Here is a 26706-nt window from a genome sequence, read left to right on the forward strand (position 1 = left end):
AGCTCCAGTAGACAGCGCAATGAAGCCGCCCGCGTCCTTCGAGACGCCCGCTTCGCGGGCTCCTCAGGATGAGGGCGTCTTCAACCGATCGTCTCGGAACCGTAAGAGCCTCTTCTTCGCGGCAAATTAACGATTCTCCCCTTGCATGGCGGCACCGCCCCTTTCGGCCGGGCGAAAGGCGATCTCGACAGCGATGACGCGCAACAGAAAGAGACGATGCCTCGCCTTTATCATCGTCTTCGCCGCCGCCGCGGGCTGGCTCTGGCCGCATGTCGCCGGCGCCGTGGCGATGGCGCTCGCCTTTGTCGGCGTGTTGCATCTCGCCGTGCTGGCCTATGAGGAGATCGCCTTTCCGCAATATAGCGAGGCGATGAGCCCGGAGGATTACGAGCATTTCTGCGCGGCGCTGCTGCGCGAGGCGCGCTGGAGCGCGCGGGTCACGCGGCTGAGCGGCGATCAGGGCGTCGATATCGTCGCGGAAAAGCGCAAGCGGCGGATCGTCGTCCAGTGCAAGAAATATTCGAAGCCGGTGGGCAACAGGGCCGTGCAGGAGATCGTCGCGGCGATCGCCCATGAGGAGGCCGAGCGCGGAATCGTCGTCGCCACCAAGGGCTACACGCCGAGCGCCGTGCAGCTCGCCGCCTCCAATGAAGTGCTGTTGCTGCATCATTCGGAGCTGACGAAGATCGATCGGCTGCTCAGGCGGCCGCTTCTATCGGCTTGACGCTGACGCTGACGTCGAGCTTCTGCTTTCCAGCGGCGAAAATCACGCCGTCGATCGGCGAGACATCGGCATAGTCGCGGCCCTGCGCGATGACGATATGATCGTCGAGCGCCAGAATGGCGTTGGTCGGATCGACGCCGAGCCAGCCGAACTCGCGCCCGCACCAGATGGAAATCCAGGCGTGGGAGGCGTCGGCGCCCTCGAGCTTGGCTGCGCCCGGCGCCGGAATGGTGCGGATATAGCCGCTGACATAGGCAGCCGGCAGGCCAAGCCCGCGCAGAGCGGCGATCATTATGTGGGTGAAATCCTGGCAGACGCCGCTGCGCTTCTCGAAGGCCCGCGCCAGCGGCATGGCGACATGGGTGGCGTTGGGATCATAGACGAAATCGGCTTTGATCCGCCGCATCAACTCCGCTGCGCCCGCGAGCATGGGACGCCCCGGCGGAAAGCTCTCGCGCGCATAGGCGGTCGCGGGCTCGTAGAGCGGCGCGAGACGGCTCGGAAACACGAAATGCGCCGGCGCGTCCGGGCCGAGCGAGGGCGTCTCCAGAGCCTCGGCCCGCACGGCCTCCCAAGGCGGCGTCCGCGCCTCCTGCGGCGGGGCGGCGCGCTCGACGCGCACGCGCGCGCTCATCGCTATGCCGAGCTTCACATGGGGGGCGTCTATCTGCGCCTCGGCCACGCGATTGCCGTAGAAATCGACGCGCTCGCGCCAGTCGCGCGGGCCGGGCGTCACATCGATGCGGCCGAAGAGGGCGCGCTGGCCGGCGTCGTCGCGCGGCAACAGACGCAAAGCGCAGCGCGCCGCGGCGACGGGCGCCTCGTAGCTATAGGTCGTCACATGGGTGATGTCGTAGATCACGCTAACCGGATCGGCTCCTCGAAATGCGCCGCATTGGAGCCCTGCAGGAAGTAGCGGGCGGCGAGCGCATCCGCAAGACTCATCAAGCGTTGCTCTAAGGCGAAGATTTTGGCGACGTCGAGCTCGGCGGCGTTCTCCACCTCGATCTCGGCGCGCAATTTCACCGCGAGGCGGCGCGGCGCCTCGAGCAGCCCGTCATGGCGCAGCGTCGGCAGGGCCGAGAGATGCTCCTCGATCTTGGCGATCTGGAAGCCGACCGAGCGCGGATTGAAGGGATCGAGCACCGCCATATCGAGCGCCGGCGCGAGCGCTGCGCCGGAGAGATAGCGCGAGCGATAGGCGATCTGCGAATCGATGAGCTCGAGCAGAGTGTCGAGACTGTCGATCGTCGCGCCTTCGTCGGCGAATTGGCGCGCGAAGCGGCAGCCGTTGATCGCCCGCTCGACGCGCTTGCCGAGATCGAGGAAGGACCAGCCGGCGACGCGGTTGAAATTCTCGTCGACGAGGCCGGAGAGCGCCGCCAATATGTGCAACGATTGCTCGACGCCCTCGAGAATCGCCGGCTCCGAGGCGAGGCCCGGAGCCAGCTCGTCGAGGCGGCTCTCCAGCCGGCCGACGAGATGCCAAATGTCCTGCGACAGGCGCTCGCGCACGATGGAGGCGGCGTATTTCGCCGCGCGCGCGATGGAGAGCGCCGAGCCCGCCGTCTCCGAGCCGCCGGCCGCGGCGAGAGCGAGCTCCGTCGCCGAGAGCCGCGGGCTGCGCGTCGGCGCGGCGCCCCAGGCGAGCAGCAGCCGCTCCAGCCGCTCGATCGGCTGGCGGCCGCTGTAATTGGGCGCGTCCGCCTCGGTGAGGCGATTGCACAGAGAGCGCACCAGCCGCAGCGTCGCCTCGGCGCGCTCGAAATAGCGGCCCATCCAAAAGAGATTATCGGCGGCGCGGCTCGGCAGATCGCCGACCATGCGGACGATCTCTATGTCGTCGCTCGTCGGCAGCAGAGTGGAATTGTCGGTCGGCCGGTCGCCGAGCACCCAGACGTCGGCCGATTGCGCCCCCGCCCCCATGGAAATGGCGCGCACGTCGAGCCGGTCCGACACGCGGCAGAAGCCGCCCGGCATCACCCGCCAGCCATCCGCCGTGGCGGCGGCGAAGACTCTGAGCGCAAAGGGGCGCGGAACCAGCGCGCCATCCTTCCAGACCGGCGTCGTCGAGAGCTGCACGACCTCCTGGCCGACATAATCCATGCCGCGGGCGCGCATCGCCTCGGTGAGACGCGCCCGCTCGGCGGCGTCGAACTCGGCGCCCAGCGCGACGCGGCGGCCGGGGAAGCCGGCGAGCTGCTCGCCGAAAGCCGGCGCGACGGCGCGGTCCTGCAGCGAGGCGAGCACGGAGTCGCGGGCCTCGTCCTGGCCGCACCACCAGGTGGCGATATTGGCGAGGCGCAGATCCTCGCCGAGCAGGCGACGGGCGATGGCCGGCAGGAAGGAGAGCAGAGCGCGCGATTCGATGAGGCCGGCGCCCGGCATGTTGGCGATGGTGACATTGCCCTCGCGAATCGTGTCGAGCAGGCCCGGCACGCCGAGATGCGAGGCGGCGTTCAGCTCCAGCGGATCGCACCAATCGGCGTCGACCCTGCGCCACACCACGTCGACGCGCTTCAGCCCGGCGATGGTCCGTACATGGAGCTTGCGCTCGCTGGTGACGAGATCGGCGCCCTCGACGAGCAAAAAACCGAGATAGCGCGCGAGGCTCACCTGCTCGGAATAGGATTCGCTGAACGGGCCCGGCGTCAGCAGGCAGATGCGCGGGTCTTTCTGCTGCGCGGCCTTGGCGAGGGCGGCGCGAAAATCGCGGAAGAAGGGAGCCAGCCGCTCGACCCTCATATCGCGATAGAGGCGCGGAAAGGTGCGCGCCATCACCAACCGATTCTCGAGCGAATAGCCGGCGCCCGAAGGAGCCTGGGCGCGGTCGCCGAGCACCCACCAGCGCCCGTCCGGCCCGCGGCCGATCTCGGCGGCGTAGAAGCGCAGCCAGCGGCCGCCGGGCGGCGTCGCGCCGCTCATGGCGCGGACATAATCGGGCGAGCCGGCGACGACCGCCGCCGGCATAGCCCCCTCCTTGACGAGGCGCTGCTCGCCATAAGCGTCGCGCAGCACCATGTCGAGAAGCTCGGCGCGCTGGGCGACGCCTTCGGCGATCTCCCGCCATTCGGCCTGCGGCAGCAGCAGCGGCAGCCGGCTGAGCGGCCAAGTGCGTTCCTTGGTTTCGCCGAGCACGCGATAGGAGACGCCCATGTCGCGGATGCGCCGTCCCGCTGCGGCGAAGCGATCGTCTATATCCTCGCGGCTCAAACCCCCGAGGGTGTCGAGCAGGCTCGCCCAATGGGGACGCACGCGCCCGTCCGGCCCGACGAGCTCGTCCGGCACACCCTCCGGCGGGGCATAGCGGGCGATCCAGGAGGCGACGCGCCGCGCCGCCTCTCCCATGCTCGCATCGATCGTCCGCTCAGCCGGCACAATTCCTCCGCAGGTCCAAAGTCAGCGGGAACTCGCCCGCCGGCTCCTCGCGCGGCGGCCGCACCCTGCCGGGCGTATGGCCGTGATCCTGGAACCGCGACAGCCTGCGAGCCTCCGCCTCATGCGAGTTTACCGGAAAAGTGTCGTAGCTGCGACCGCCCGGATGCGCCGTGTGATAGACGCAGCCGCCGAGCGAGCGCTCGCTCCAGCTGTCGATGACGTCGAAGGTCAGAGGCGCATGGTCGGGGATGGTCGGGTGCATGCCCGAGGGCGGCTGCCAGGCCTTGAAGCGCACGCCCGCGACCGCCTCGCCCGAGGCGCCGGCGCTGGTCATGGGCACGCGGCGGCCGTTGCAGGCGATGACGTGCCGACCGGGGACGAAGCCCTTGGCCTTCACCTCGACGCGCTCCACCGAGGAATCGACGAAACGCGCGGTGCCGCCGGCGACGCCTTCCTCGCCCAGCACATTCCAGGGCTCCAGCGCCTGCCGGATTTCCAGCTCCACTCCGCCATGCTCGACGCGTCCGGCGAGCGGGCAGCGGAACTCCTTCTGCGCCTCGAACCATTCCGGCTCGAAAGCGTAGCCCGCCCCCTGCAGATCGCCGAGCACGTCGAGGAAATCGCGCCAAACGAAATGCGGCAGCATGAAGCGGTCGTGCAGCGCCGTGCCCCAACGCACGAAGCCCCCGCGCTGCGGCTCGCGCCAGAACCAGGCGACGAGCGCGCGCAGCAGCAATTGCTGCGCGAGGCTCATGCGCGCGTCGGGCGGCATCTCGAAGCTGCGGAACTCGACGAGGCCGAGCCGGCCGGTCGGCCCGTCCGGCGAATAGAGCTTGTCGATGCAGATTTCGGCGCGATGCGTGTTGCCGGTGACGTCCACGAGCAGATTGCGGAACAGCCGATCGACGAGCCAGGGCGGGAAATTCGTTTCGCCCGCCGGCGGCACATTGGAGATGGCGATCTCCAGCTCGTAGAGCGCGTCGTGACGCGCCTCGTCGACGCGCGGCGCCTGGCTGGTCGGGCCGATGAAGAGGCCCGAGAAGAAATAGGAGAGCGCGGGATGGCGCTGCCAATAGAGCACCAGGCTCTTCAATATGTCCGGACGGCGCAGGAAGGGCGAATCGAAGGGCGTCCTGCCGCCGAGCACGACATGATTGCCGCCGCCCGAGCCGGTCTGGCGCCCGTCGATGAGGAATTTGTCGGCGGTGAGCCGCGCCTGCCGCGCATCCTCATAGAGGCCGGTCGTCGTCGCCACGGCGTCGCGCCATGTGTCGCCCGGATGGATGTTCACCTCGATGACGCCGGGGTCGGGCGTCACCTTGATGACCTCGAGGCGCGGATCGACAGGCGGCGGATAGCCCTCGATATGGATCGGAAGGTCCATCGCCTTCGCCGTCGTCTCCACCGCAGTCAACAGCTCGAGATAGCCCTCGAGCGTTTCGACCGGCGGCATGAAGACGCAGAGCGCGCCGTCGCGCGGCTCGATGGCGAGCGCCGTACGCACCGCGCCCTCGACGATGAGCTGCTCGCTGGGCTCCTGACGATCCTTCGACTCCTGGCGGTTCTGAAGCGCCCGGCTCTCATAGATCTGCCCTAAAAGGGCGGGGTCCGGCAGCGGGCCGCGCGGCTCGGTCGGATCCTGCGGATAGGAATAGGGATAGGCGCTCGGCGGCACCCAGGGCAGCGAGCTGATCGGCAGGCGCAGGCCGATCGGCGAATCGCCCGGCGCGAGAAAGAGCCGTCCGCGCCGCAGGGGCCAGCGCTCCGAAACCCAGCGCCGATCGGCGCGCGCGTTCCAGCGCTGCACCGGCAGAACATAGCCCACCGGATTGGCCAAGCCGCGCTCGAAGGCGCGCAACATGCGGACGCGCTCCTCGGCGTCGTCGATCTTCGAATCGAGCGGATCGACATTGACCGGAAGCGCGCCTTCCTTCAGCAGCCAATGCGAGGGATCCTCATAGGCCGGGATCACATAGCCCCGCTCGAGGCCGAGCCGCTCGGCGAGATCGACGGTGAACGCTTCGCTCTGCTGCGCAGTCGGCGCCTCGGACGCGCCGATGCGGGCCGCGAGCTCGGGGTCGCGCCAGACCGGCTTGCCGTCCTTGCGCCAATAGATCGCGAAGGCCCAGCGCGGCAGGCTCTCGCCCGGATACCATTTGCCCTGCCCGTAATGCAGGAATCCGCCTTTGCCGAAGCGTTGCTGCAATCGCCGCACGAGATCGTCGGCGCGCGCCTTTTTGGTGGGGCCGACGGCGGCGATCGTCCATTCCGGCGCTTGAAAATCGTCGATGGAGACGAAGGTCGGCTCGCCGCCCATCGTGAGGCGCACGTCCTGGGCCTGCAAATCCGCGTCGACCTTCTCGCCGAGCGCGTCGAGCCGACCCCAGGATTCGTCCGAGAAGGGCGCGGTGATGCGCGGCGCCTCGCGAATGCGCTGCACGCGCATCTCGAAGCCGAACTCGACCTCCGCCGGCTCGACGACGCCGGAGAGCGGCGCCGCGGAGCGATAATGCGGCGCGCTGCACAGCGGCAGATGGCCCTCGCCGCAGAAGAGGCCCGAGGTCGCGTCGAGGCCGATCCAGCCGGCGCCGGGAATATAGACCTCGGCCCAGGCGTGCAGATCGGTGAAGTCGTGGTCGGTTCCCTTGGGCCCTTCGATCGGATCGACGTCGGCCTTCAATTGGATGAGATAGCCGGAGACGAAACGCGCCGCGAGCCCGAGGCTGCGCAATATCTGCACGAGCAGCCAGGCCGAATCGCGGCAGGAGCCAGTGCCGGCGGCGAGCGTCTCGTCCGGCGTCTGCACGCCGGGCTCCATGCGGATGACATAGCGAATGTCGCGCTGAAGCCTGGCGTTGAGATCGACGAGGAAGGGGACGATCGCGACAGCCTCGGACGGGCGCACGGCGTCGATGAAGGCCTTCGTCAGCGGCCCGAGCGGCTCCACCTCGAGGCAGGAAGCGAGCTCGGTCCGCAGCTCGTCCGGATAGGCGAAGGGGACGGTCTCCGCATAGGGCTCGACGAAAAAGTCGAAGGGATTGTAGACGGCGATCTCGGCATGGAGGTCGACCTCGATGCGGAATTCCTCCGCCTTCTCGGGAAAAACGAGGCGCGCCAGCCAATTGCCATGAGGATCCTGCTGCCAATTGATGAAATGATCGGCCGGCGCGATCTTGAGCGAATAGCTCGGCACGCGGGTGCGGCAATGGGGCGCCGGCCGCAGCCGGATCACCTGCGGCCCGAGCGCGACCGGCCGATCATATTTGTAGTGGGTGAGATGGTGGAGCGCGACCTTGATCGACACGGAGCTGCTTCGCCTCATCGGAGCGACGCCGGAAAAAAGGGCGACGAGCGATTAGCTTATGCGCTCGCCGGCCTGTCAATCGCGCACGCCGAAAAGCGCAGCTCATTGCCGGAAATTACCGCATGACGCATGCTGCCGGGGCGGCGGGCGCCGAGTGTTTCGGCGCCGCCTTCTCCAAACACCGTCCCTCGCTCCGGCGCCGAACGGTCGTCGTTTGGACTTTATAGAAAAAGCTGGAGTTTTTCGAACCCCCAGCTCCGGCGCGACGCTCATGAATCATTCGCGGCGGAGGACGGCGGAGGCTCGTCCGAGAAGACGACGCCGCCGCACCCGCTGCGTTTCATCCTGTAGAGGGCCGCATCGGCGCGGGCGGTGAGCTGCTCGAGGGTCGCGCCGTCACGGGGCGCGAGAGCGACGCCTATGCTGACGCCGATCTGAATGTTCCGCCCCTCGATCTCGAAGGGCGCGCCGACGACGCGGATGATTCGACGCGCGAGCAGAAGCGCCTCGTCGGGGTGCCGGACGCCCGTCTGGATCACCACGAACTCGTCGCCGCCGAGGCGCGCCGCCGTATCCTCGCGCCGCACCATGGTCAGCAGGCGCGTCGTCGCGGCGCAGAGCAGCTGGTCGCCGGTCAAATGGCCATAGGCGTCATTGACCGCCTTGAATCGGTCGAGATCGAGGCAATGGATCGCCAGAAGCTCGTCGTCTGCGAGGCCCGCGAAGGCTTCGTCGAAACGCTCGCGCAATTCGATGCGGTTGGCGAGGCCGGTCAGATCGTCGCGTCGCGCCATTTTCGCGAAATCGAGCTTGGAGATGATCTGCCGGCGCGTCGCCGCGTGAGTGGCCGACGCCCATATGAGGCCGACGACGGCGAAGGCGGAGAGAAGCAGCGCCTGCAAGACGAAGCCGAGGACGACATGGATGTCCGTCGCCTGCGTCGCGCGGTCGAAAAAGCCGACGACCGTCGGCGTCGCCGACAGAGCGAGGCCGATCGCGCAAAGACGAGGGCGGAAGGCGACATTGGATACGACGCCTCCGGCGAAGACGAAGGCCAATCCCGAGGTCAGCATCGGCACCAGCGACGAGTCGGGCGGATGCGCCATCATCAGCGCGCGCGCATTTACCGCGCCGAGCAGCGCGGCGAAAGTGAAGAGGCCGATGGCGTAGCGGCGCTCCCAGAGCCGCGCCTCGTCGGCCAGGATGGTCGCGACCGCGGTCCGCCGCTGATAGGCGAGAACCAGGAAAATGCTCGCTATATCCAAAGCGATCGCGGCGAGCGTCAGGACGAGGAGCGCGACATCGTGTTTGCGCGCGGCGAGCAGCAGGCCGACGCAGGCCAGAGCGACGCCCATGAAGGCGACCGGCATGACCGGGCGCGCGACCATGTCGACCAGCTCGACATAAGCGGCGTCCGGTAGCCGCGTCGAGTTTCGAGACGTTTGTCCTAGCCGACGCCACATGCACACCGCCGCCAACGAGGACTCATCTATGGCCGGCGGTTTCGATGTCCAGCGACGGCGAAGTGACACCGCGTCTTGATTTCCCGTTAGGCGACGTATATAGATATCTTTATATCTAATCAGCGAAGCCCATGACAGACGCTCGACGCCCCCTTCCGCTCGAACCTGCGCTCGCCGCCCTCAATGCGGCCGGCGAGGAGACACGGCTACGCCTGCTCGGCCTGCTCGCGGAAACGGAGCTGACCGTGAGCGAGGCCGTCGCCATTCTCGGCCAGTCGCAGCCGCGCGTCTCGCGCCATTTGAAGCTGCTCGTCGAGGCCGGCCTCGTCGAGCGCCGCCGCGAGGGCGCCTGGGCCTTCTTCCGTCTGGCCGCGGCCGACGCGCCGGGCGAGATCGCCCGCAGCGTCGTCTCCTGGCTCGATCCGCTCGATCCGCGCATCGCCGGCGACCGCGCCCGGCTCGCCGAGGTGCGGCAGGCCCGCGCCGACGCCGCCGCCCGCTATTTCGCCGAGCATGCGCGCGAATGGGACGCGATCCGCTCGCTGCATGTGCCGGAGGCGCAGGTCGAGGCCGCCATTCGCGACGCTGTGGGCGAGAAGCCCCTGCGCCGGCTGCTCGATCTCGGCGCCGGCACGGGCCGCATGTTGGAGCTGTTCGCGCCGCAGGCGGAGCAGGCCGTCGGCGTCGATCTCTCCTCCGCCATGCTCGCCGTCGCCCGCGGACGGCTGGAGAAAGCCGGCGCGCGCAATGTGCAGCTGCGCCAGGGCGACATGTATGCGCTGCCCATAGAGCGCAACAGCTGCGATCTCGTCATCGTGCATCAGGTTCTGCATTATCTCGACGATCCCGGCCGCGCGCTGCGCGAGGCGGCGCGCACGCTCGCGCCCGGCGGCCGTCTGCTGGTCGTCGATTTCGCGCCGCATCGCGAGGAGACTTTGCGCGACGAGCACGCGCATCGCCGCCTCGGCTTCTCGCAGCAGGAGGTCGCCGCGCTGCTCGAGCAGGCGGGGCTCCAGGTTCTGCGTCACCGCGACCTCGCGCCTTCCGCCGACGACGGCGCGAAGCTCACCGTTTCCCTGTGGCTGGCGCGCGATCCGCGCGTCATCGCCGATCCCCTTCCCCGAGCGAGCTTTGAGACCGCCTGATGTCCGACAATCGCAGCCTCTGGCCGACGGGCCATTTCGACATTTCTTACGAGTTCTTCCCGCCGCGGACTCCGGAGATGGAGATTCAACTTTGGGATTCGATCGCGCGCCTCGCGCCGCTGAAGCCCAAATTCGTCTCCGTCACCTATGGCGCCGGCGGCTCCACGCGCGAGCGCACGCATAATATCGTCGCGCGGCTCGTCGCCGAGACCGACATATTGCCGGCCGCGCATCTCACCTGCGTCTCCGCCGCGCGCGGCGAAATCGACGATATCGTGCGCGGCTATCGGGACGCCGGCGTTCGCCACATCGTCGCGCTGCGCGGCGATCCGCCGACCGGCGTCGGCACGAAATTCGAGCCGCATCCACAAGGCTATCGCAGCTCCACGGAGCTGGTGCGCGGCATTCGCGCGATCGGCGATTTCGAGATTTCCGTCTCCACCTATCCCGAAGGTCATCCCGAGAGCCGCACGATCGACGACGATCTCGACGCGCTCGAGGCGAAGATCGACGCCGGCGCGACGCGCGCCATCACGCAATTCTTCTTCGAGAACGACGTCTATTTCCGCTTTCTCGACAAGGCGCGCGCGCGGGGAATCAAAATTCCCATCGTACCCGGCATCATGCCGGTGCAGAACTTCAAGCAGACGGCCAATTTCGCGCGCAAGGCCGGCGCGAGCGTGCCCGACTGGCTCGCCCATCGCTTCGAGGGTTTGGACGACGATCCGGTGACGCGCCGGCTCATCGCCGCCGCTGTCGCCGCCGAGCAGGTGCTCGGCCTCGCCGAAGGCGGCGTGAAGGAATTCCATTTCTACACCAATAATCGCGCCGATCTCGTCTTCGCGATCTGCCATCTTCTGGGCGTGCGCCCTGTCACCGAGAAAGTCGCAGCATGAGTTTCGACAAGAACCACGGACCGAAGATTCTCGCGGCGCTGGAGACGGCGGCGAGCGAGCGCATTCTCGTGCTCGACGGCGCCATGGGCACGATGATCCAGCGCCACAAATTCACGGAAGCCGACTTCCGTGGCGAGCGCTTCAAGGATCACGGCAAAGATCTGCGCGGCGACAATGATCTGCTGACGCTGACGCAGCCCGCCGCGATCAAGGCGATTCATCGCGCCTATCTCGAGGCCGGCGCCGACATCATCGAGACCAACACATTCTCCTGCACCTCCATCGCGCAGGCGGATTACGGCCTCGAGCACATCGTCTATGAGCTCAATTACGAAGGCGCTCGCCTCGCTCGCGCCGCGGCCGACGAGGTGGCGCGCGAGACTGGCGTGCCGCGCTTCGTCGCCGGCTCCATGGGCCCGACCAATCGCACCGCGTCGATCTCGCCGGACGTCTCCAATCCCGGCTTTCGCGCCGTCACTTTCGACGATCTGCGCGCCGCCTATCTCGAAGAGGCGCTCGGCCTGTTGGAGGGCGGCGCCGATATTCTGCTGATCGAGACGATCTTCGACACGCTGAACGCCAAAGCGGCGATCTACGCGGTGGAGGACGCTTTCGAGAAGATCGGCACGCGTTTTCCGGTGATGATCTCCGGCACAATCACCGATCTTTCCGGCCGCACGCTCTCCGGCCAGACGGCGGCGGCTTTCTGGAACTCGATTCAACATGCGAAGCCCTTCTCTATCGGCTTCAATTGCGCGCTCGGCGCGCGCGAGATGCGCCAGCATATCGCCGAGGTGTCGCGCATCGCCGACACGCGCATCTGCGCCTTCCCCAACGCCGGCCTGCCGAACGAGTTCGGCCTCTATGACGAGAGCCCGGAATATATGGCCGAGTTGGTCGGCGAATTCGCCAAGTCCGGTCTCGTCAATGTCGTCGGCGGCTGCTGCGGCACGACGCCGCCACATATCGCCGCGATCTCCGGCGCCGTGAAGGGCGTCGCGCCGCGCGCAATTCCGACCATAGCGCCGCTGCTGCGTCTCGCCGGCCTCGAGCCTTTCACGCTGACCAAGGACATTCCCTTCGTCAATGTCGGCGAGCGCACCAATGTCACGGGCTCCGCCAAATTCCGCAAGCTCATCACCGCCGGCGATTACGCCGCGGCGCTGGATGTCGCGCGCGATCAAGTGGCCAATGGCGCGCAGGTCATCGACATCAACATGGACGAGGGCCTGCTCGATTCGAAAAAGGCGATGGTCGAGTTCCTCAATCTGCTCGCCGCCGAGCCCGATATCGCGCGCGTGCCGGTGATGGTCGATTCGTCGAAATTCGAGGTGATCGAAGCCGGCCTGCAATGTCTGCAGGGCAAGGGCGTCGTCAACTCCATCTCGCTGAAGGAAGGCGAGGAGAAATTCATCGAGGCGGCGACCAAGGTGCGCCGCTATGGCGCCGCCGTCGTCGTGATGGCCTTCGACGAGGCGGGACAGGCCGACACTTTCGCGCGCAAAGTGGAGATCTCCGGCCGCGCCTATAAGATCCTCGTGGAGCAAGTGGGCTTCCCGCCGCAGGACATCATCTTCGACCCCAATATTTTCGCCGTGGCGACGGGTATCGAAGAACATTCCAATTATGGCGTCGACTTCATCGACGCCGCGCGCGCGATCAAAACCACTCTGCCGCACGCCCATGTCTCGGGCGGCGTGTCCAATCTCTCCTTCTCCTTCCGCGGCAATGAGCCGGTGCGCGAGGCGATGCACTCCGTCTTCCTCTATCACGCCATTGCGGCGGGGATGGATATGGGCATCGTCAACGCCGGCCAGCTCGCCGTCTATGAGAAGATCGACCCCGAGTTGCGCGAGGCCTGCGAGGATGTGGTGCGCAATCGCCGGCCGGACGCCACCGAGCGTCTCGTCGAGATCGCCGAACGCTTCAAGGGAGCCGGCGCCAAGGCGGCGGAGAAGGACGCCGCCTGGCGCGAGGCGAGCGTCGAGAAGCGGCTCGAATATGCGCTGGTCAATGGCGTCGCCGATTATGTCGAGCAGGATGTGGAGGAGGCGCGGCTCGCGTCCAAGCGCCCGCTCGACGTCATCGAAGGCCCGCTGATGGCCGGCATGAATGTCGTCGGCGACCTCTTCGGCCAGGGCAAGATGTTTTTGCCGCAAGTGGTGAAATCGGCGCGCGTGATGAAGCAGGCCGTCGCGCATCTCCTGCCCTATATGGAGGAGAATAAGGAGCAGCGCTCCACCGCCGGCAAGATTCTGCTGGCGACGGTGAAGGGCGACGTCCACGACATCGGCAAGAACATCGTCGGCGTCGTGCTCGGCTGCAATAATTTCGAGATCATCGATCTCGGCGTGATGGTGCCGACCGCCAAAATTCTCGAGACGGCGAAAGCCGAGAAGGTCGACATCATCGGCCTCTCCGGCCTCATCACGCCCTCGCTCGACGAAATGTGCTTCGTCGCCTCCGAGCTCGAGCGCGAAGGTTTTTCGGTGCCGCTGCTCATCGGCGGCGCGACGACGAGCCGCGTGCATACGGCGGTGAAGATCAGCCCCAATTATGCGGCGGGTCAGGCCGTCTATGTGACCGACGCCTCGCGCGCGGTGGGCGTCGCGCAGGCGCTGATGTCGCTGACGACGCGCGAAACCTATGTCGCCAAGACGCGCGAGGAATATGAGAAGGTCGCCGAGGCCCATGCGCGCGCGCAGATCGACAAGCAGCGCGTCTCCCTCGCATCCGCGCGCGCCAATGCCCTCGCCATCGATTGGAGCGCTTACGAGCCGCCGAAGCCGAGCTTCCTCGGGGCGCGCGTTTTCGCCTCTTACGATGTGGCCGAGCTCGTTCCCTATATCGATTGGACGCCCTTCTTCCAGACATGGGAGTTCAAGGGCCGCTATCCGGCTCTGCTCGACGATCCCGAGCGCGGGCCGGCGGCGCGGCAATTGTTCGAGGATGCGCAGGCGATGCTCGCGCGCATCGTCGAGGAACGCTGGTTCAATCCCAAGGCCGTCATCGGCTTCTGGCCCGCCAATGCGGTGGGCGACGATATCGCGCTCTACACCGGCGAGGGCCGCGTCGAACGGCTGGCGACGCTGCACACGCTGCGCCAGCAGCTCACGCGCCGCGACGGCAAGCCCAATGTGGCGCTGTCGGATTTCGTCGCGCCGGAAGGCTCGGGCAGAGCCGATTACATCGGCGCCTTCGTCGTCACCGCCGGCGCGCAGGAGGCGAAGATTTCCGAGCGCTTCGCGCGCGCCAATGACGATTACGGGGCGATCATGGTGAAGGCGCTCGCCGATCGTATCGCCGAAGCCTTCGCCGAGCGCATGCACGCGCGCGTGCGCCGCGAATTCTGGGGCTATGCTGCGGATGAGACGTTCACGCCGGAGCAGCTCGTCGCGGAGGATTATCGCGGCATTCGTCCGGCGCCGGGCTATCCGGCGCAGCCCGACCATACGGAGAAGGCGACGATCTTCGACCTGCTCGAGGCCACCAAGCGCACCGGCGTCACGCTCACGGAGAGCTATGCGATGACGCCGGCGTCATCGGTCAACGGGCTCTATTTCGCGCATCCGCAGGCGCATTATTTCGGCGTCGCCAAAGTGGAGCGCGATCAGGTCGAGGATTACGCCGCGCGCAAAGGCGTCTCCGTCGCCGAGATCGAGCGCTGGCTCGCGCCTGTGCTCAATTACGAGACCCGCGTCGCCGAACCAGCGGAGTGAGGCGACCGTCGTCCCTTCTCCCGCGCTGCGGGAGAAGGGAAGCCGCGCCCGTCAGCCGCCGAGCGCCGCCTTGACCGCGGCGCTCGCCTTGCCGAAATCGATGCGGCCCGTGTATTTCGCCTTGAGCGCGGCGACGACCTTGCCCATATCCTTGATCGAGGCGGCGCCGGTCTCGGCGATGGCGGCCTTTATCGCCTCGGCGACCTCGGCCTCGCCGAGCTGCTGCGGCAGATAGGCCGCGATCACGGCAATCTCGGCGCGCTCCTTCTCGGCGAGCTCGGGGCGGCCGCCCTTCTCGTAGATTTCCACCGATTCCTGGCGACTCTTCACCATTTTCTGCAGCAGGGCGAGAATATCGTCGTCGCCCAGCGTCTTGCCCGTGGCGCGCGCCTCTATGTCGCGATCCTTGAGCCCCGCAGTGATCATGCGGATCGTCTCGACCTTCTGCTTTTCACCGCTCTTCATCGCCGTCTTGAGGTCGGCCGTGAAACGTTCGCGCATTGTATTTCCACTTCGCAGTGAAATGTTCTAGACGTGCTTGCGATCCGAAGGGATCGCGGCAATCTAGATTTTTCGAGGGATGGCGGGCGCCCGATGGCGGCGCGCCGGCGGATGAGGGTGAGGCATAGAGCGCGGATGAGCCCGGATCAAGACGAAGCGACGGGTTGGACGGTTCCGGTCCACACGGGGGTTCTGGTCCTCGCCAGCGGCGAGGCGATTTTCGGCTTCGGCTTCGGCGCCGTGGGCTCGGCCGTCGGCGAGGTCTGCTTCAACACCGCCATGACCGGCTATCAGGAAATCCTCACCGATCCCTCCTACGCCGGGCAGATCGTCACGTTCACTTTTCCGCATATCGGCAATGTCGGCGTCAATGACGAGGATGTCGAGACCGTCGATCTCGCGAACCGGGCCGGCGCGCGCGGCGTCATCGTGGCGGCGCCGTCGAGCGACCCGTCCAATTATCGGGCGCTGCGGCCGCTGGGCGAATGGCTCGCCGCGCGGGGAATCATCGGCCTCTGCGGCATAGACACGCGCGCGCTGACGACTCTGATCCGCGAGAAGGGCATGCCCAACGCCGTCATCGCCTATGCGCCGGACGGCGTCTTCGATCTCGCGGCGCTGCGCGCCCAGGCCGCCGCCTGGCCGGGCATAGACGGCATGGACCTCGTGCCCTCCGTCACCGCGCCCGCGCGCTACGACTGGGACGAAACCGTCTGGCGGCAGGCCTCTGGCTATGGCAAGCGCGACGGGATCAAATTCCGCGTCGTCGCCGTGGACTATGGCGTCAAGCGCAACATTTTGCGCCTGCTGGCGGAGGCCGGCTGCGAGGTGATCGTCGTGCCGGCGACGACCAGCGCGAAGGACATTCTCGCACTCTCGCCAGATGGCGTGTTTCTCTCCAACGGGCCGGGCGACCCGGCCGAGACCGGTAAATACGCCGTGCCCACCATTCGCGAGCTATTGGCGGCGAAGGTTCCCACCTTCGGCATATGCCTCGGCCATCAAATGATGGCGCTCGCCGTCGGCGCCAAGACACAGAAAATGCCGCAGGGCCATCACGGCGCCAATCATCCGGTGAAGGATTTCACCACCGGCAAGGTGGAGATCGTCTCGATGAACCATGGCTTCGCCGTGGATCGCGACAGCCTGCCGGCCAATGTCACCGAGACGCATCGCTCGCTGTTCGACGGCTCCAATTGCGGCATTGCGCTGGCCGACCGCCCCGCCTTCTCCGTGCAGCATCACCCCGAGGCCTCTCCCGGCCCGCAGGACAGCCATTATCTCTTCGCGCGCTTCGTCGATATGATGGAGAAGGCGCGGGCGTGAGCCGCTAGAGAAAGCCATGAAACGCGACGAGGCCATGGAACGATTGAGAGCGCATGAAGCCGAGCTGCGGCGGCTCGGTGTGCTCAGTCTCTATTTGTTCGGCTCGACCGCTCGCGACGAAGCTGGCTCCACATCGGATGTCGATTTGTTCTTCGACTATCGAAAAGGCGAGCTCGGCCTTTTCGAGCTGATGGATCTAAAGGATTATGCCTGCGACCTTCTCGGGAGCCCGGTCGACATCATGACACGCGACAGCTTGCACAAGGCGTTGCGGGAGCGGATCGAAGAAACCGCGTTGCGCGTGTTCTGATGGCGATCCCTTCGAACGTTCCGCGCCTGCAGGACATCATCGAAGCGATAGAGCACATTCACGAGTGCATGGCCGAGGCCTCGCTCGAAGATTTCGAAGCCGATTGGCGGCGGCAATGGCTCGTCGAGCGAGGCGTCGAGATCATCTCCGAAGCCAGCCGCCATCTCGACGATGAGCTGAAGGCGCGTCATCCAGAAATTCCTTGGCGCAAGGTGGCTGGCATCGGCAATGTGCTGAGGCACAGCTACGAGACGGTCGCCGCAGCCGTCCTGTGGAAGCTCGCGCAGAGCGATCTCCAGCCCTTGGAGAAAGTCTGCCGCGAAGAGTTCGAAGCCGTACGAAAAGATCCGGCTCGAGAATAAAACGATCCGGCTCGAGAATAAGAAGGCGCCGCGTAAGCGCTGCCCTCACCCCAGCGCGATCGCCGACACGAGCCGCCCGTAATCCGGCTCCTTGCGATGCACGCTGCGGCGATAGCTGAAGCAGCGCGTCTCATCGGCGTAAGTGTCGATGCGCAAATTCTCGAAAGAGGCGACATTCGCCGTTTCGACGCGCCGCGTGATGAAGCCCGGCAGATCGAACATGGAATGCCCCTCGCGCGTCGAATGCGTGAAGAAGCCCGCAAAGCCCGCATCCTCGGCGAGGAACCGCTCGACGAACTCGCCGCCCACCTCATAGCTCTCGCGGCCGATCGCCGGGCCGAGCGCGACATGAATATCGGCGCGATGCGCGCCGCGCGTCTCCATCACCGAGATCGTCGCCTCGATCATGCCGGAAAGCGCGCCCTTCCATCCCGCATGGCAGGCGCCGATGACGCCGGCGCTCGCATCGGCGAAGAGCAGCATGCCGCAATCGGCGCCGGTGACGCCGAGCGCCAAGCCTTCGACATCGGTGACGAGGCCGTCGCATCGCGGCCGCTCCGTCTCGCCCCAAGGCTCGGCGACGTAAAGCGCGTCGCGCGAATGAATCTGATAGGGCACGAGCAGACGATGCGCCTCCGCGCTCAGGCGCCGCGCCATGCGCGCGCGATTCTCGGCGACGCGCGCGGAATCGTCACTGGAGCCGACGCCGCCATTGAGCGAGGAATAAACGCTCTCCGACACGCCGCCCAGGCGCGTGAAGAAAGCGTGGCGAACGCCCGGCAGAGCGAGATTTCCGGCGCCGAGCGCAGTGAGCGCCTCCATCGTGTCCGTCATTGGAAAAACCCTGGCAGCAACGGCATGTCGGGATGCGTCACGGCGATGACCTTGAACAATTCGCCCATGTCGCGCTTGGGATCGCCCGCGCCCGTGAGACGCGCGAGCGCACTGTCGATCTCGGCGCTCTGCTCCTGCGTCGCGCGCTTCTTCAAAGCTTCGGCGCGCTCGACGACGCCGAGTTGGCGCAGAAACGCGCCCTGCGTCACCGGCCCTTGCACTTTCGCGCCGGCCGCGGCAGCTGCGCGCGCGAGCGCGGCGAAATCGACATGGGCGGTGAGATCGGCCTCGCCCGGCGCCTCCAGCGGATCGACATAGGCGTGGCGCGCCACCGCCTGCAATGTCTCGCCCAGCGCCGTCTGCGTATAGCCATAATCGATGACGAGCAGCGCGCCGCCCTGCGCGACGAGACGCGCGGCGATGTCACGCATGATGCGCGCGCCGATCGCGCCGATCTCTATCACCGAGCCTTCCGCCGCCGCGACGGTGAGATCGGGCTCCATGCGCTCGCCGACGCCGAAGGCTAGCGCGCCGCTCTCGTCCAGGCCGACGAGCCGCTCGCTCCAGCCGCGCTCCGTCTGCACGAAATGGCGCACCGGCAGCGCGTCGAAAAACTCATTGGCGATAATGATCGCCGGCCCCTCTGGAACATGCGCGACATCCGCGCTCCAGGAGACATGCGTCGGCGCCGTGGCGAGCGTCTGCCGTTGCCGCGCCTCGAGCGCAGGGCTCGTCTCGACGAGATGCGCGTCGATCGCGGCGAGAAAATCCGGCGAGATGCGCGCGACGCGCAGAGCGTCCGCCATCAGCGTGCCGCGTCCCGGCCCGAGCTCGACGAGACGCGTCGGCGAAGGCGCGCCCGCCGCGCGCCACGCCTCCTGCGCCCAAAGGCCGATGAGCTCGCCGAACATTTGGCTGATCTCCGGCGCGGTGACGAAATCGCCGCCCGCGCCGAAAGGATCGCGCGTCATGTAATAGCCCTTGGTCGGATGCGACAGGGCGAGCGACATGTAACGCTCGAGCGTGATCGGCCCTTCCTGCGCGATGAGCTCGACAATGTCTTCGTGCAAAGCGCTCATGCTTCGACTCGCTGCGGGCGCAACGCATAGAGAATGAGCGCCGCGCCGACCAATATCATCGGCGCCGACAGCGCCATGCCCATTGTGAGGCCATTGTCCAGCGCCTCCGAATGATCCGGCTCGCGGAAGAATTCGCTGATGATGCGCGCAACGCCATAGCCGGCGCCGAACAGGCCCGTGGCGAGGCCCGGCCGCTTCAGCGCCCCGCGCTGCGCGGCGATGGCCAGCAGAATATAGAGCGCGACGCCCTCGAGCCCCGCCTCATAGAGCTGGCTCGGGTGGCGTGGCGCGTCGCCGGCGCCGGGAAACACCATGGCCCAGGGAACATCGCTCTCGCGGCCCCACATCTCCGGCTTGATGAAATTGGCGAGCCGGCCGAAGAAAATGCCGATCGGCGCGACGGTCGCGCAAATATCGCTGATGGTGAGCGCAAAAATCTTCTCGCGCCATGCGAATAGCGTCATGCCCACGATCGCGCCGATGAGTCCGCCGTGAAAGGCCATGCCGCCTTTCCAGGTTTTGACGATCTCCTCCGGATGCGCGAAGTAGAAGGCACGCTCATAGAACAGCACATGGCCGAGACGTCCGCCGATGATGACGCCGAGCGCGACATAGACGAGCAGATCGTCGAGGCGTTCCGCCGAGGGATGAGCCGTCTTTCCCCACAAATATTCGCGCGAGACGAGCCTGCGCGCATAGAGCCAGCCGAGCGCGAGCCCGGCGATATAGGCGAGCGCATACCAGCGTATGGGCAGCGGTCCGAGCTCGACGAGAACCGGGTCGATCATCGGAAAGGGGAGCGCGAGAATAGGCATGACGACTCGTGGTTGCATCCGATAGCGGCGAGATTAGAGCGCTTTTTACGCGAACGGAATCGCCGGCGCGCTCGGAATGCGCCTAGAAGCGAAAAATCAGCCGCGATTTCGACGCCGAAAGGGCAAATGGGCCCGCGGTCACTTCGCCTCGAAGGGACCGGGGCGGCGAAAGGCGCCCTGACGCTCCAACATCCATCCGGGATATTCCGCAGGGAGCGCGCTCACGGCGTCGAGCCCCGCGAGATCGTCGGCGGAGAGCTTCAGCTTCACTGCGGCGAGATTTTGCTCGAGCTGATCGATGCGCCTGGCGCCGATAATGACGCTGGTGACGAAGGGCTTGGCGAGAACATAAGCCAGCGCCACTTCGGCGACGCTGACGCAATGTATCGCGCCGATCTCACGCATGGCGGCCACGCAGGCGAAGGCGCGCTCCTTGTCGACGGGCGGGAAATCGAAGGAGACGCGGCGGCCCTCTGCGCCCTCCGGCGCGCCCGGGCCATATTTGCCAGAGAGCAATCCGCCGGCGAGCGGCGACCACACCATGAGGCCGAGCTTTTCTTCCGTGAGCAGCGGGACGATCTCGCGCTCGAGATCGCGGCCGGCGATGGAATAATAGGCCTGCACCGTCTCATAGCGCGCAAAGCCCAGCCGCTCTGAGACGCCGAGCGCCTTGGCGATGCGCCACGCCTGCCAATTGGAGAGGCCGATGTAACGCACCAGCCCGCGCGAGACGAGATCGTCCAGCGCGCGCAATGTTTCCTCGATCGGCGTCACCGAATCATTGCCGTGGATTTGATAGAGATCGATGTGATCGGTCTGCAAGCGCTCGAGGCTCGTCTCGACACTGTCCATTATATGCCCGCGCGAGGCGCCGCGATCATTGGGGCCGGCGCCGGTCTCGCCATAGAATTTGGTGGCGATGACGACGTCCTTGCGCTTCACGCCGAGATCGACGAGCGCCTGCCCCACCATTTTCTCCGAGCGGCCGAAGGAATAGACGTCGGCCGTGTCGATGAAATTGACGCCGGCCGCAAATGCGCGCTCGACGATGCGCGTCGCCGCCTGCTGATCGACATCGGCGATCGCGCCCCAGATTCCGGCGCCGCCCGCCTCGCCGAACGTCATCGCGCCGAGGCAGATTTCCGAGACGAAGAGGCCTGTGCGGCCGAGCTGATTGTAACGCATCACGCCGCCTTCGCCTGCGCGCCATATTTGCCGTAGAAGCTCTCGCCTTTCTTCGCCATATCGCGCAGCTCGGCAGGCGCGGCGAAGCGCTCGCCATATTTCTGCGTGAGCTCGTCGCAGATGGCGACGAAGGCCGCGGTTCCGACGCCATCGATATAAGACAGCGTGCCGCCGGTGAAGGGCGCAAAGCCGAAGCCGAGAATGGAGCCGACATCCGCCTCGCGCGGATCGGTGACGACGCCCTCGAACAAGACGCGCGCCGCCTCCACCGCCTGCACGACGAGGAAGCGCTGCTTCAGCTCCTCCACATCTATGGCGTCGGGATCGAGCTTTTGATCGGCGAGCGCGGACAGGCCCGGCCACAGGCTCTTCTTGCCGCTCGCCGGATAATCATAGAATCCCTTGCCGTTCTTGCGGCCGAGGCGCCCTTCCTGCTCCACCATGAAATGCAGCACGCGCTCCTGCGTCGGATCGACGGCGGCTTCGCCCAAATCCTTCTTCGTCGCGAGATGGATTTTCCAGGCGAGATCGAGCGCGATCTCGTCATTGAGCGACAGCGGGCCGACCGGCATTCCGGCCATGCGCGCGGCGGTCTCGATCATCGCCGGCGGCACGCCTTCGGTGAGCATTATGTGCCCTTCGCGCACGAAATTCAGCACGCAGCGATTGGCGTAGAAACCGCGCGTGTCGTTGACGACGATCGGCGTCTTCTTCAAGACGCGCACGAAATCGAGCGCCGTCGCCACGGCGCGGTCATTCGTCTTCTTGCCGCGGATGACCTCGACGAGCAGCATTTTCTCGACCGGCGAGAAGAAATGAATGCCGACGAAATTCTCCGGCTTCAGGGACGTCTCGGCCAGCGAGCTGATCGGCAGAGTAGAGGTGTTGGAGGCGAAGATCACATCGGGACCGACGATCGCTTGCGCCTTCTTCGTCACTTCCGCCTTCACGCCGCGCTCTTCAAAGACGGCCTCGACGATGAGATCGGCGCCGGCGAGCTTCTCATAATCCGGCGACGCGGTGATGCGCGAAAGCAGCGCCTCCTTGTCGGCGGCGGTGGCGCGCCCGCGTGACACTTGGCCGGAGATGAGCTTGTCGATGACGGCCTTGCCCTTGTCGGCGCTCTCCTGATCGCGATCGATCAGCACCACCTCTATGCCGGCGAGCGCGCTGACATAGGCGACGCCCGCGCCCATGAAGCCGGCGCCCAGCACTCCGATCTTGGCGAATTTCGCCGGCGGAATCTCCTTCGGCCGATGCGCGCCCTTCTCCAGCTCATTCTTGGAGAGGAACAGCGAGCGGATCATCGCCGCCGCTTGTTTGGAGCGCAGAATATGCGCGAACCAGCGCGCCTCGACGCGCAGGCCGAGATCGAAGGGCAATTGCAGCCCCTCGAACACGCTATGCAAAATCGCCTTGGCGGCCGGATAATTGTCGAAGGTCTCGCGGCGGTAGATGGCGTTGGCGGCGGGCCACACCATCATGCCGCCCGGCGAGAACACACGGCCCGACGGCGGCTTGAAGCCTTCGACGTCCCACGGCGCCTTGCCCTTGCCGCCATCGACGATCCATGCGCGCGCCCGCTCGACGATCTCGCCTTCCGGCGCGAGTTCGTGAACGAGTCCGGCGGCCTTGGCTTTCGCCGGCTTCAATTGCTCGCCCTTGAACAGCAATTGCAGGGCGTCGCCCGTCTGCATCAGCCGCGCGACGCGCTGCGTGCCGCCGGCGCCGGGGAACAATCCCACCTTGATTTCCGGCAGGCCGACCTTGGTCTTCTCCGTATCGGCGAGCACGCGATAATGACAAGCGAGCGCGAGCTCGAAGGCGCCGCCGAGACAGGTTCCGGCAATGGCGATGGCGAAGGGTTTGCCATTGGTCTCGAGCTTGCGATAGAGCAGCGACAATCTGCGCGCGCCCTCGAAGAACTGCTTCATCGCAGCCTCCTCGCCCTGCTCGCGCACGGCCTTGGCGTATTCCACCGCGCTCTTCTGCAGCATGGAGAGATCGGCGCCGCCGGAGAAGGCCGGCTTGCCCGATGTGATGACGCAGCCCTTGATCTGCGGATTGCTCGCCACTTCGTCGATGACTTTTTCCAACTCGTCCATCACCTCGAAGGTGATGACATTCATCGAGCGATCGGGGCTGTCCCAGGTGAGCAGAGCGACGCCGTCGGCGCCGGTCTCGAAACGGAAATTGACGAGGTTCATCGGGTCACTCCCGCAGGCTTGAAATTCACACGCGCTCGATGATCGTCGCCGTGCCCATGCCGGCGCCGATGCAGAGCGTCACCAGTGCCGTGGCCTTGCCGCTGCGCTCCAATTCGTCGAGCGCCGTACCGACCAGCATCGCGCCCGTCGCGCCGAGCGGATGGCCGAGCGCGATGGCGCCGCCATTCACATTCACTTTTGCATCGTCGAGGCCGAAAGCCTGCATGAAGCGCAGCACCACGGCGGCGAAAGCCTCGTTCACCTCGATGAGATCGATGTCGGCGAAGCTCATGCCGGCCTTGGCGAGCAGCTTCTTCGTCACATCCACCGGCCCGGTCAGCATCAGCGCCGGCTCGGAGCCTATATTGGCGAAAGCGCGCAGGCGCGCGCGCGGCGTCAGACCGAGACGCTCGCCCGCCTCGCGAGAGCCGAGCAGCACGGCGGCCGCGCCATCGACGATGCCCGACGAATTGCCGGCGTGATGCACATGGGTCAATTTCTCGACATCGGGATGCGCCTGAATGGCGACGGCGTCGAAGCCCGCCTGCTCGGCGAAGAAGGCGAAGGACGGCTTGAGCGCGGCGAGCGACTGCATATCGGTCGCGGGACGCATATGCTCGTCGCGCTCCAAGATCGTGAGGCCGTTGACGTCCTTCACCGGCGCGATGGATTTGGCGAAGCGCTTCTCTTCCCAGGCGCGCGCGGCGCGCCGCTGCGACTGCACGGCGTAGGCGTCGACATCATCGCGCGAGAAGCCGTATTTCGTCGCGATGAGATCGGCGGAGACGCCCTGCGGCATGAAATAAGAGGGAATGGCGATGGTCGGATCGACCGGCCAGGCGCCGCCCGAGGCGCCGATGCCGACGCGGCTCATGCTCTCGACGCCGCCGCCGATGGTCAGCTCGTGCTGGCCGGACATGATCTGCGCGGCGGCGAAATTCACCGAGTCGAGACCCGAGGCGCAGAAGCGGTTGATCTGCACGCCGGGAACCTCATAGCCATAGCCTGCGGAGATCGCCGCCGCGCGCGCGATATCGCCGCCCGCCTCGCCGACCGGATCGACGCAGCCGAGGATCACATCGTCGACTCCTGCGCCGTCGAGACAGTTCCTCTCCTTCAGCGCGGCGAGAGCGGTGACGGCGAGGGCGAGGCTCGACACCTCATGCAGCGCGCCGTCCGGCTTGCCGCGGCCACGCGGCGTGCGCACGGCGTCGTAGATATAGGCTTCGGGCATAGGGAACTCCGTTCTCTTCGGGAGCGTGAAACGAGACCCAGGTCGACGAATGAAAGTTTTCTGATCCTTCATCCTGAGGAGCCGGCGGCGCCGGCGTCTCGAAGGACGAAGGATCAGAAAACCTTCACGCGCCGCCTTCTGGAGCTCGCCCTCGTGCTTTTAAGACGCGCCTTGCAGGCGCTCCTCGGCATGAGGGCGAGGGCTGCAGTCTCGCCTACTCATTCACCACCCTTTTTCAAAACATCTCCGCCGGCAGGCTCATCGTCGTATCGACGCCCGCCGTGATTCGCGCGAGACGGAAGCCCGTCTCGGGCAGCATCTTCTCCATATAGAATTTGCCCGTCGTCAGCTTGGCGTCGAGCCAGGCGCCGTCGCCGGGGTTCTCCTTTTTCTTGTCGAGCGCCGCGCGGGCGATGCGCGCCCATATGTAGCCGAGCGCGACACGGCCGAAGAGATGCATGTAGTCATAAGACGCGCCCGCGCCATTGTCCGGCTTGGCGAGCGCATTCTGCATCAGCCAGATCGTGGCCTTTTGCAAATCGCCGAGGCCGGCCTTCAACGGATCGACATAGGGCTTCATTCGTTCGTCCGCGCTCTCGCGGCTCGCAAATTCATTCACCTCGGCGAAATAGGCCATGGCGGCGCGGCCATTGTCCTTGGGCAGCTTGCGGCCGACGAGATCGAGCGCCTGAATGCCATTGGCGCCCTCATAGATCATGGTGATGCGGGCGTCGCGCACGAATTGCTCGACGCCATTCTCGTCTATGTAGCCGTGGCCGCCCCAGATCTGCTGCGCCTTCACCGCATTCTCGAAGCCGAGATCGGTGAGCACGCCCTTCAGCACCGGCGTCAGCAATCCGAGCCGATCCTCCGCCGCCTGACGCGCCTTGGCGTCCTGCGAGCGATGGGCGATGTCGCTGTCGAGCGCCGCCGAGAGGGCGAGGCCGCGCGCCGCCTCGTTGAAGGCCTTCATCTCCATGAGGCCGCGCCGCACATCCGGATGCACGATGATGGGATCGGCCGCGCCGGCCGCATTCTTCGCGCCCGAGAGCGCGCGGCCCTGCAGACGCTCCTTGGCGTAGGCCGCCGCATTTTGATAGGCGACCTCCGATTGCGCGAGGCCCTGCACGGCGACGCCGAGCCGCGCCTCGTTCATCATCACGAACATCGCATTGAGGCCCCGATTGGGCTCGCCGATCAGAAAGCCCCTCGCGCCGTCATAATTCATCACGCATGTGGCGTTGCCGTGAATGCCCATCTTATGCTCGAGCGCGCCGCAGCGCACGGCGTTGCGCGGACCGAGAGAACCGTCCGACGCCACGTCGAATTTCGGCACGATGAAAAGGGAGATGCCCTTCACCCCCGCCGGCGCGCCCTCTATGCGTGCGAGCACGAGATGGATGATGTTCTCGGAAAGATCATGCTCGCCCGCGGAGATGAAAATCTTCTGTCCGGTGATGGAGTAAGAACCGTCCTCGCGCGGCGCGGCCTTTGTAGTGAGCAGGCCGAGATCGGTGCCGCATTGCGGCTCCGTCAGATTCATCGTGCCGGTCCAGCGGCCGGCCGCCATGGGCGGGGCGAAGAGGCGCTTCTGCTCCTCGTCGCCGTGGCGCAGCAGCGCGGCCAGCGCGCCCTGGGTCAGGCCCGGATACATCGCAAAAGCCATATTGGCCGCGGAAGCGAATTCATTCATCACGAGGGCCAACGTATAAGGCAGGCCTTGTCCGTCATATTCTGGCGGAACCGCCAATCCGATCCAGCCGCCGGCGACGAAGTCCGCATAGGCCTGTTTGAAGCCCACGGGCGTCGAGACGTCGCCAGAAGCCTCCAGGCGGCACCCCTGCGCGTCGCCGCTGCGGTTCAAAGGCTGCAGCCGCTCCTCGCAGATTTTTCCCGCCTCGCCGACGATCTGCGCCACCACATCAGGCGTCGCGTCGGCGAATCCGGGCAGATTCCCGTAGCGCTCGAAGTGCAGAACGTCATTCAAGAGGAAAAGAGTGTCGTCCACCGGGGCCTTGAAGATCGGCATGAGAGCCCTCCCTGCGCGGATCTGTTAGGTATTCTTCCGATATAGGCGTTTTTCCCGGTGGTCGGCCGGCTCGTCGACGATAATGCGCCCCTCATGGTTACGAAAACGCGACGTCGAACAAAGTTGGGGGTCGACGGCCAAGTGTTTCATTCTATGTGCGAATCATAGGTCCGCGACGCACGCCTCGCGCAGCAA

At 66.1% G+C, this 26706-nt stretch carries 19 protein-coding genes; 7 read left to right on the top strand and 12 right to left on the bottom strand.

All coding sequences use genetic code 11. The features are described from left to right. Positions 1 to 193: 193 nt before the first annotated feature. On the top strand, positions 194 to 724 hold the full coding sequence (locus IY145_RS05765) for a restriction endonuclease (RefSeq protein WP_246721796.1): 531 nt from the start codon (positions 194 to 196) through the stop codon (positions 722 to 724). On the opposite strand, the gene IY145_RS05770 is transcribed toward IY145_RS05765, so the two are convergent. From IY145_RS05770 to IY145_RS05785, 4 genes are all read right to left on the bottom strand, one after another. Next, positions 699 to 1586: a transglutaminase N-terminal domain-containing protein gene (locus IY145_RS05770; protein WP_196407326.1), complete on the bottom strand. Its 888-nt coding sequence runs from the start codon at positions 1584 to 1586 to the stop codon at positions 699 to 701. The genes IY145_RS05765 and IY145_RS05770 overlap by 26 nt on opposite strands. Next, the gene (locus tag IY145_RS05775) at positions 1583 to 4102 is read right to left on the bottom strand and encodes a circularly permuted type 2 ATP-grasp protein (RefSeq protein WP_196407327.1); all 2520 of its coding nucleotides are present in this window, start codon (positions 4100 to 4102) and stop codon (positions 1583 to 1585) included. Before IY145_RS05775 ends, IY145_RS05770 begins: the two co-directional genes overlap by 4 nt. Beyond that, the gene (locus tag IY145_RS05780; protein WP_196407328.1) at positions 4092 to 7406 is read right to left on the bottom strand and encodes a DUF2126 domain-containing protein; all 3315 of its coding nucleotides are present in this window, start codon (positions 7404 to 7406) and stop codon (positions 4092 to 4094) included. The genes IY145_RS05775 and IY145_RS05780 overlap by 11 nt, the downstream gene beginning before the upstream one ends. Positions 7407 to 7675: 269 nt before the next feature. Further along, positions 7676 to 8869, bottom strand: coding sequence for a GGDEF domain-containing protein (locus tag IY145_RS05785; RefSeq protein WP_196407329.1), 1194 nt, complete (start codon positions 8867 to 8869; stop codon positions 7676 to 7678). Between the two features lie 131 nt (positions 8870 to 9000). On the opposite strand from IY145_RS05785, the gene IY145_RS05790 reads away from it, so the two are divergent. From IY145_RS05790 to metH, 3 genes are read left to right on the top strand one after another with little or no spacing between them, the layout of a single operon-like run. Next, positions 9001 to 10014, top strand: a complete 1014-nt coding sequence (locus IY145_RS05790; RefSeq protein ID WP_196407330.1) for a metalloregulator ArsR/SmtB family transcription factor — start codon at positions 9001 to 9003, stop codon at positions 10012 to 10014. Next, positions 10014 to 10910 carry a methylenetetrahydrofolate reductase [NAD(P)H] gene (gene metF, locus IY145_RS05795; RefSeq protein WP_196407331.1) on the top strand — a complete coding sequence of 299 codons (897 nt, stop codon included), beginning with the start codon at positions 10014 to 10016 and terminating at the stop codon, positions 10908 to 10910. The genes IY145_RS05790 and metF overlap by 1 nt, the downstream gene beginning before the upstream one ends. Beyond that, the gene (gene metH / locus IY145_RS05800) at positions 10907 to 14629 is read left to right on the top strand and encodes a methionine synthase (RefSeq protein ID WP_196407332.1); all 3723 of its coding nucleotides are present in this window, start codon (positions 10907 to 10909) and stop codon (positions 14627 to 14629) included. The genes metF and metH overlap by 4 nt, the downstream gene beginning before the upstream one ends. Positions 14630 to 14680: 51 nt before the next feature. Here metH and IY145_RS05805 read toward each other — a convergent pair whose 3' ends face one another. Then, on the bottom strand, positions 14681 to 15130 hold the full coding sequence (locus IY145_RS05805; RefSeq protein ID WP_196407333.1) for a GatB/YqeY domain-containing protein: 450 nt from the start codon (positions 15128 to 15130) through the stop codon (positions 14681 to 14683). Positions 15131 to 15265: 135 nt separating this feature from the next. Between IY145_RS05805 and carA the strand changes: the two genes are divergently transcribed. From carA to IY145_RS05820, 3 genes are read left to right on the top strand one after another with little or no spacing between them, the layout of a single operon-like run. Next, positions 15266 to 16456: a glutamine-hydrolyzing carbamoyl-phosphate synthase small subunit gene (gene carA / locus IY145_RS05810; protein ID WP_196407334.1), complete on the top strand. Its 1191-nt coding sequence runs from the start codon at positions 15266 to 15268 to the stop codon at positions 16454 to 16456. A 16-nt stretch (positions 16457 to 16472) separates the two neighbouring features. Next, positions 16473 to 16766 (top strand): nucleotidyltransferase family protein, encoded by a 294-nt coding sequence (locus IY145_RS05815; protein ID WP_196407335.1) that lies wholly within the window; start codon positions 16473 to 16475, stop codon positions 16764 to 16766. Further along, on the top strand, positions 16766 to 17128 hold the full coding sequence (locus IY145_RS05820) for a DUF86 domain-containing protein (protein WP_196407336.1): 363 nt from the start codon (positions 16766 to 16768) through the stop codon (positions 17126 to 17128). The genes IY145_RS05815 and IY145_RS05820 overlap by 1 nt, the downstream gene beginning before the upstream one ends. A gap of 45 nt (positions 17129 to 17173) precedes the next feature. Here the strand turns inward: IY145_RS05820 and IY145_RS05825 are convergent, their stop codons facing one another. The 7 genes from IY145_RS05825 to IY145_RS05855 all read right to left on the bottom strand — a co-directional run bounded on the left by IY145_RS05825 (position 17174) and on the right by IY145_RS05855 (position 26511). Continuing rightward, positions 17174 to 17962: a polyphenol oxidase family protein gene (locus tag IY145_RS05825; RefSeq protein ID WP_196407337.1), complete on the bottom strand. Its 789-nt coding sequence runs from the start codon at positions 17960 to 17962 to the stop codon at positions 17174 to 17176. Further along, positions 17959 to 19041: a class I SAM-dependent methyltransferase gene (locus IY145_RS05830; protein ID WP_196407338.1), complete on the bottom strand. Its 1083-nt coding sequence runs from the start codon at positions 19039 to 19041 to the stop codon at positions 17959 to 17961. Before IY145_RS05830 ends, IY145_RS05825 begins: the two co-directional genes overlap by 4 nt. Next, a complete protein-coding gene (gene lgt, locus IY145_RS05835; RefSeq protein ID WP_196407339.1) occupies positions 19038 to 19856 on the bottom strand; it encodes a prolipoprotein diacylglyceryl transferase in 819 nt (272 codons plus the stop codon). Before lgt ends, IY145_RS05830 begins: the two co-directional genes overlap by 4 nt. Positions 19857 to 19994: 138 nt before the next feature. After that, the gene (locus tag IY145_RS05840; protein WP_196410423.1) at positions 19995 to 21041 is read right to left on the bottom strand and encodes an aldo/keto reductase; all 1047 of its coding nucleotides are present in this window, start codon (positions 21039 to 21041) and stop codon (positions 19995 to 19997) included. Beyond that, positions 21041 to 23248 (bottom strand): 3-hydroxyacyl-CoA dehydrogenase NAD-binding domain-containing protein, encoded by a 2208-nt coding sequence (locus IY145_RS05845; protein ID WP_196407340.1) that lies wholly within the window; start codon positions 23246 to 23248, stop codon positions 21041 to 21043. The genes IY145_RS05840 and IY145_RS05845 overlap by 1 nt, the downstream gene beginning before the upstream one ends. A gap of 25 nt (positions 23249 to 23273) precedes the next feature. Then, positions 23274 to 24482 carry an acetyl-CoA C-acetyltransferase gene (locus IY145_RS05850; protein WP_196407341.1) on the bottom strand — a complete coding sequence of 403 codons (1209 nt, stop codon included), beginning with the start codon at positions 24480 to 24482 and terminating at the stop codon, positions 23274 to 23276. A gap of 235 nt (positions 24483 to 24717) precedes the next feature. Continuing rightward, the gene (locus tag IY145_RS05855) at positions 24718 to 26511 is read right to left on the bottom strand and encodes an acyl-CoA dehydrogenase C-terminal domain-containing protein (RefSeq protein WP_196407342.1); all 1794 of its coding nucleotides are present in this window, start codon (positions 26509 to 26511) and stop codon (positions 24718 to 24720) included. Between the last annotated feature and the right edge of the window lie 195 nt (positions 26512 to 26706).

It is taken from the genome of Methylosinus sp. H3A (genome assembly GCF_015709455.1).
Classification (GTDB): Bacteria; Pseudomonadota; Alphaproteobacteria; order Rhizobiales; family Beijerinckiaceae; genus Methylosinus.

What these genes read in the sequence shown, in the direction of transcription:
- IY145_RS05790 (WP_196407330.1), top strand. Translation starts at nt 9,001, where the DNA reads ATGACAGACGCTCGACGCCCCCTTCCGCTCGAACCTGCGCTCGCCGCC.
- lgt (WP_196407339.1), bottom strand. Translation starts at nt 19,856, where the DNA reads ATGCCTATTCTCGCGCTCCCCTTTCCGATGATCGACCCGGTTCTCGTC.
- IY145_RS05855 (WP_196407342.1), bottom strand. Translation starts at nt 26,511, where the DNA reads ATGCCGATCTTCAAGGCCCCGGTGGACGACACTCTTTTCCTCTTGAAT.
- IY145_RS05805 (WP_196407333.1), bottom strand. Translation starts at nt 15,130, where the DNA reads ATGCGCGAACGTTTCACGGCCGACCTCAAGACGGCGATGAAGAGCGGT.
- metF (WP_196407331.1), top strand. Translation starts at nt 10,014, where the DNA reads ATGTCCGACAATCGCAGCCTCTGGCCGACGGGCCATTTCGACATTTCT.
- IY145_RS05830 (WP_196407338.1), bottom strand. Translation starts at nt 19,041, where the DNA reads ATGAGCGCTTTGCACGAAGACATTGTCGAGCTCATCGCGCAGGAAGGG.
- IY145_RS05825 (WP_196407337.1), bottom strand. Translation starts at nt 17,962, where the DNA reads ATGACGGACACGATGGAGGCGCTCACTGCGCTCGGCGCCGGAAATCTC.
- IY145_RS05840 (WP_196410423.1), bottom strand. Translation starts at nt 21,041, where the DNA reads ATGCGTTACAATCAGCTCGGCCGCACAGGCCTCTTCGTCTCGGAAATC.
- IY145_RS05820 (WP_196407336.1), top strand. Translation starts at nt 16,766, where the DNA reads ATGGCGATCCCTTCGAACGTTCCGCGCCTGCAGGACATCATCGAAGCG.
- IY145_RS05785 (WP_196407329.1), bottom strand. Translation starts at nt 8,869, where the DNA reads ATGTGGCGTCGGCTAGGACAAACGTCTCGAAACTCGACGCGGCTACCG.
- carA (WP_196407334.1), top strand. Translation starts at nt 15,266, where the DNA reads ATGAGCCCGGATCAAGACGAAGCGACGGGTTGGACGGTTCCGGTCCAC.
- IY145_RS05850 (WP_196407341.1), bottom strand. Translation starts at nt 24,482, where the DNA reads ATGCCCGAAGCCTATATCTACGACGCCGTGCGCACGCCGCGTGGCCGC.
- metH (WP_196407332.1), top strand. Translation starts at nt 10,907, where the DNA reads ATGAGTTTCGACAAGAACCACGGACCGAAGATTCTCGCGGCGCTGGAG.
- IY145_RS05765 (WP_246721796.1), top strand. Translation starts at nt 194, where the DNA reads ATGACGCGCAACAGAAAGAGACGATGCCTCGCCTTTATCATCGTCTTC.
- IY145_RS05845 (WP_196407340.1), bottom strand. Translation starts at nt 23,248, where the DNA reads ATGAACCTCGTCAATTTCCGTTTCGAGACCGGCGCCGACGGCGTCGCT.
- IY145_RS05815 (WP_196407335.1), top strand. Translation starts at nt 16,473, where the DNA reads ATGAAACGCGACGAGGCCATGGAACGATTGAGAGCGCATGAAGCCGAG.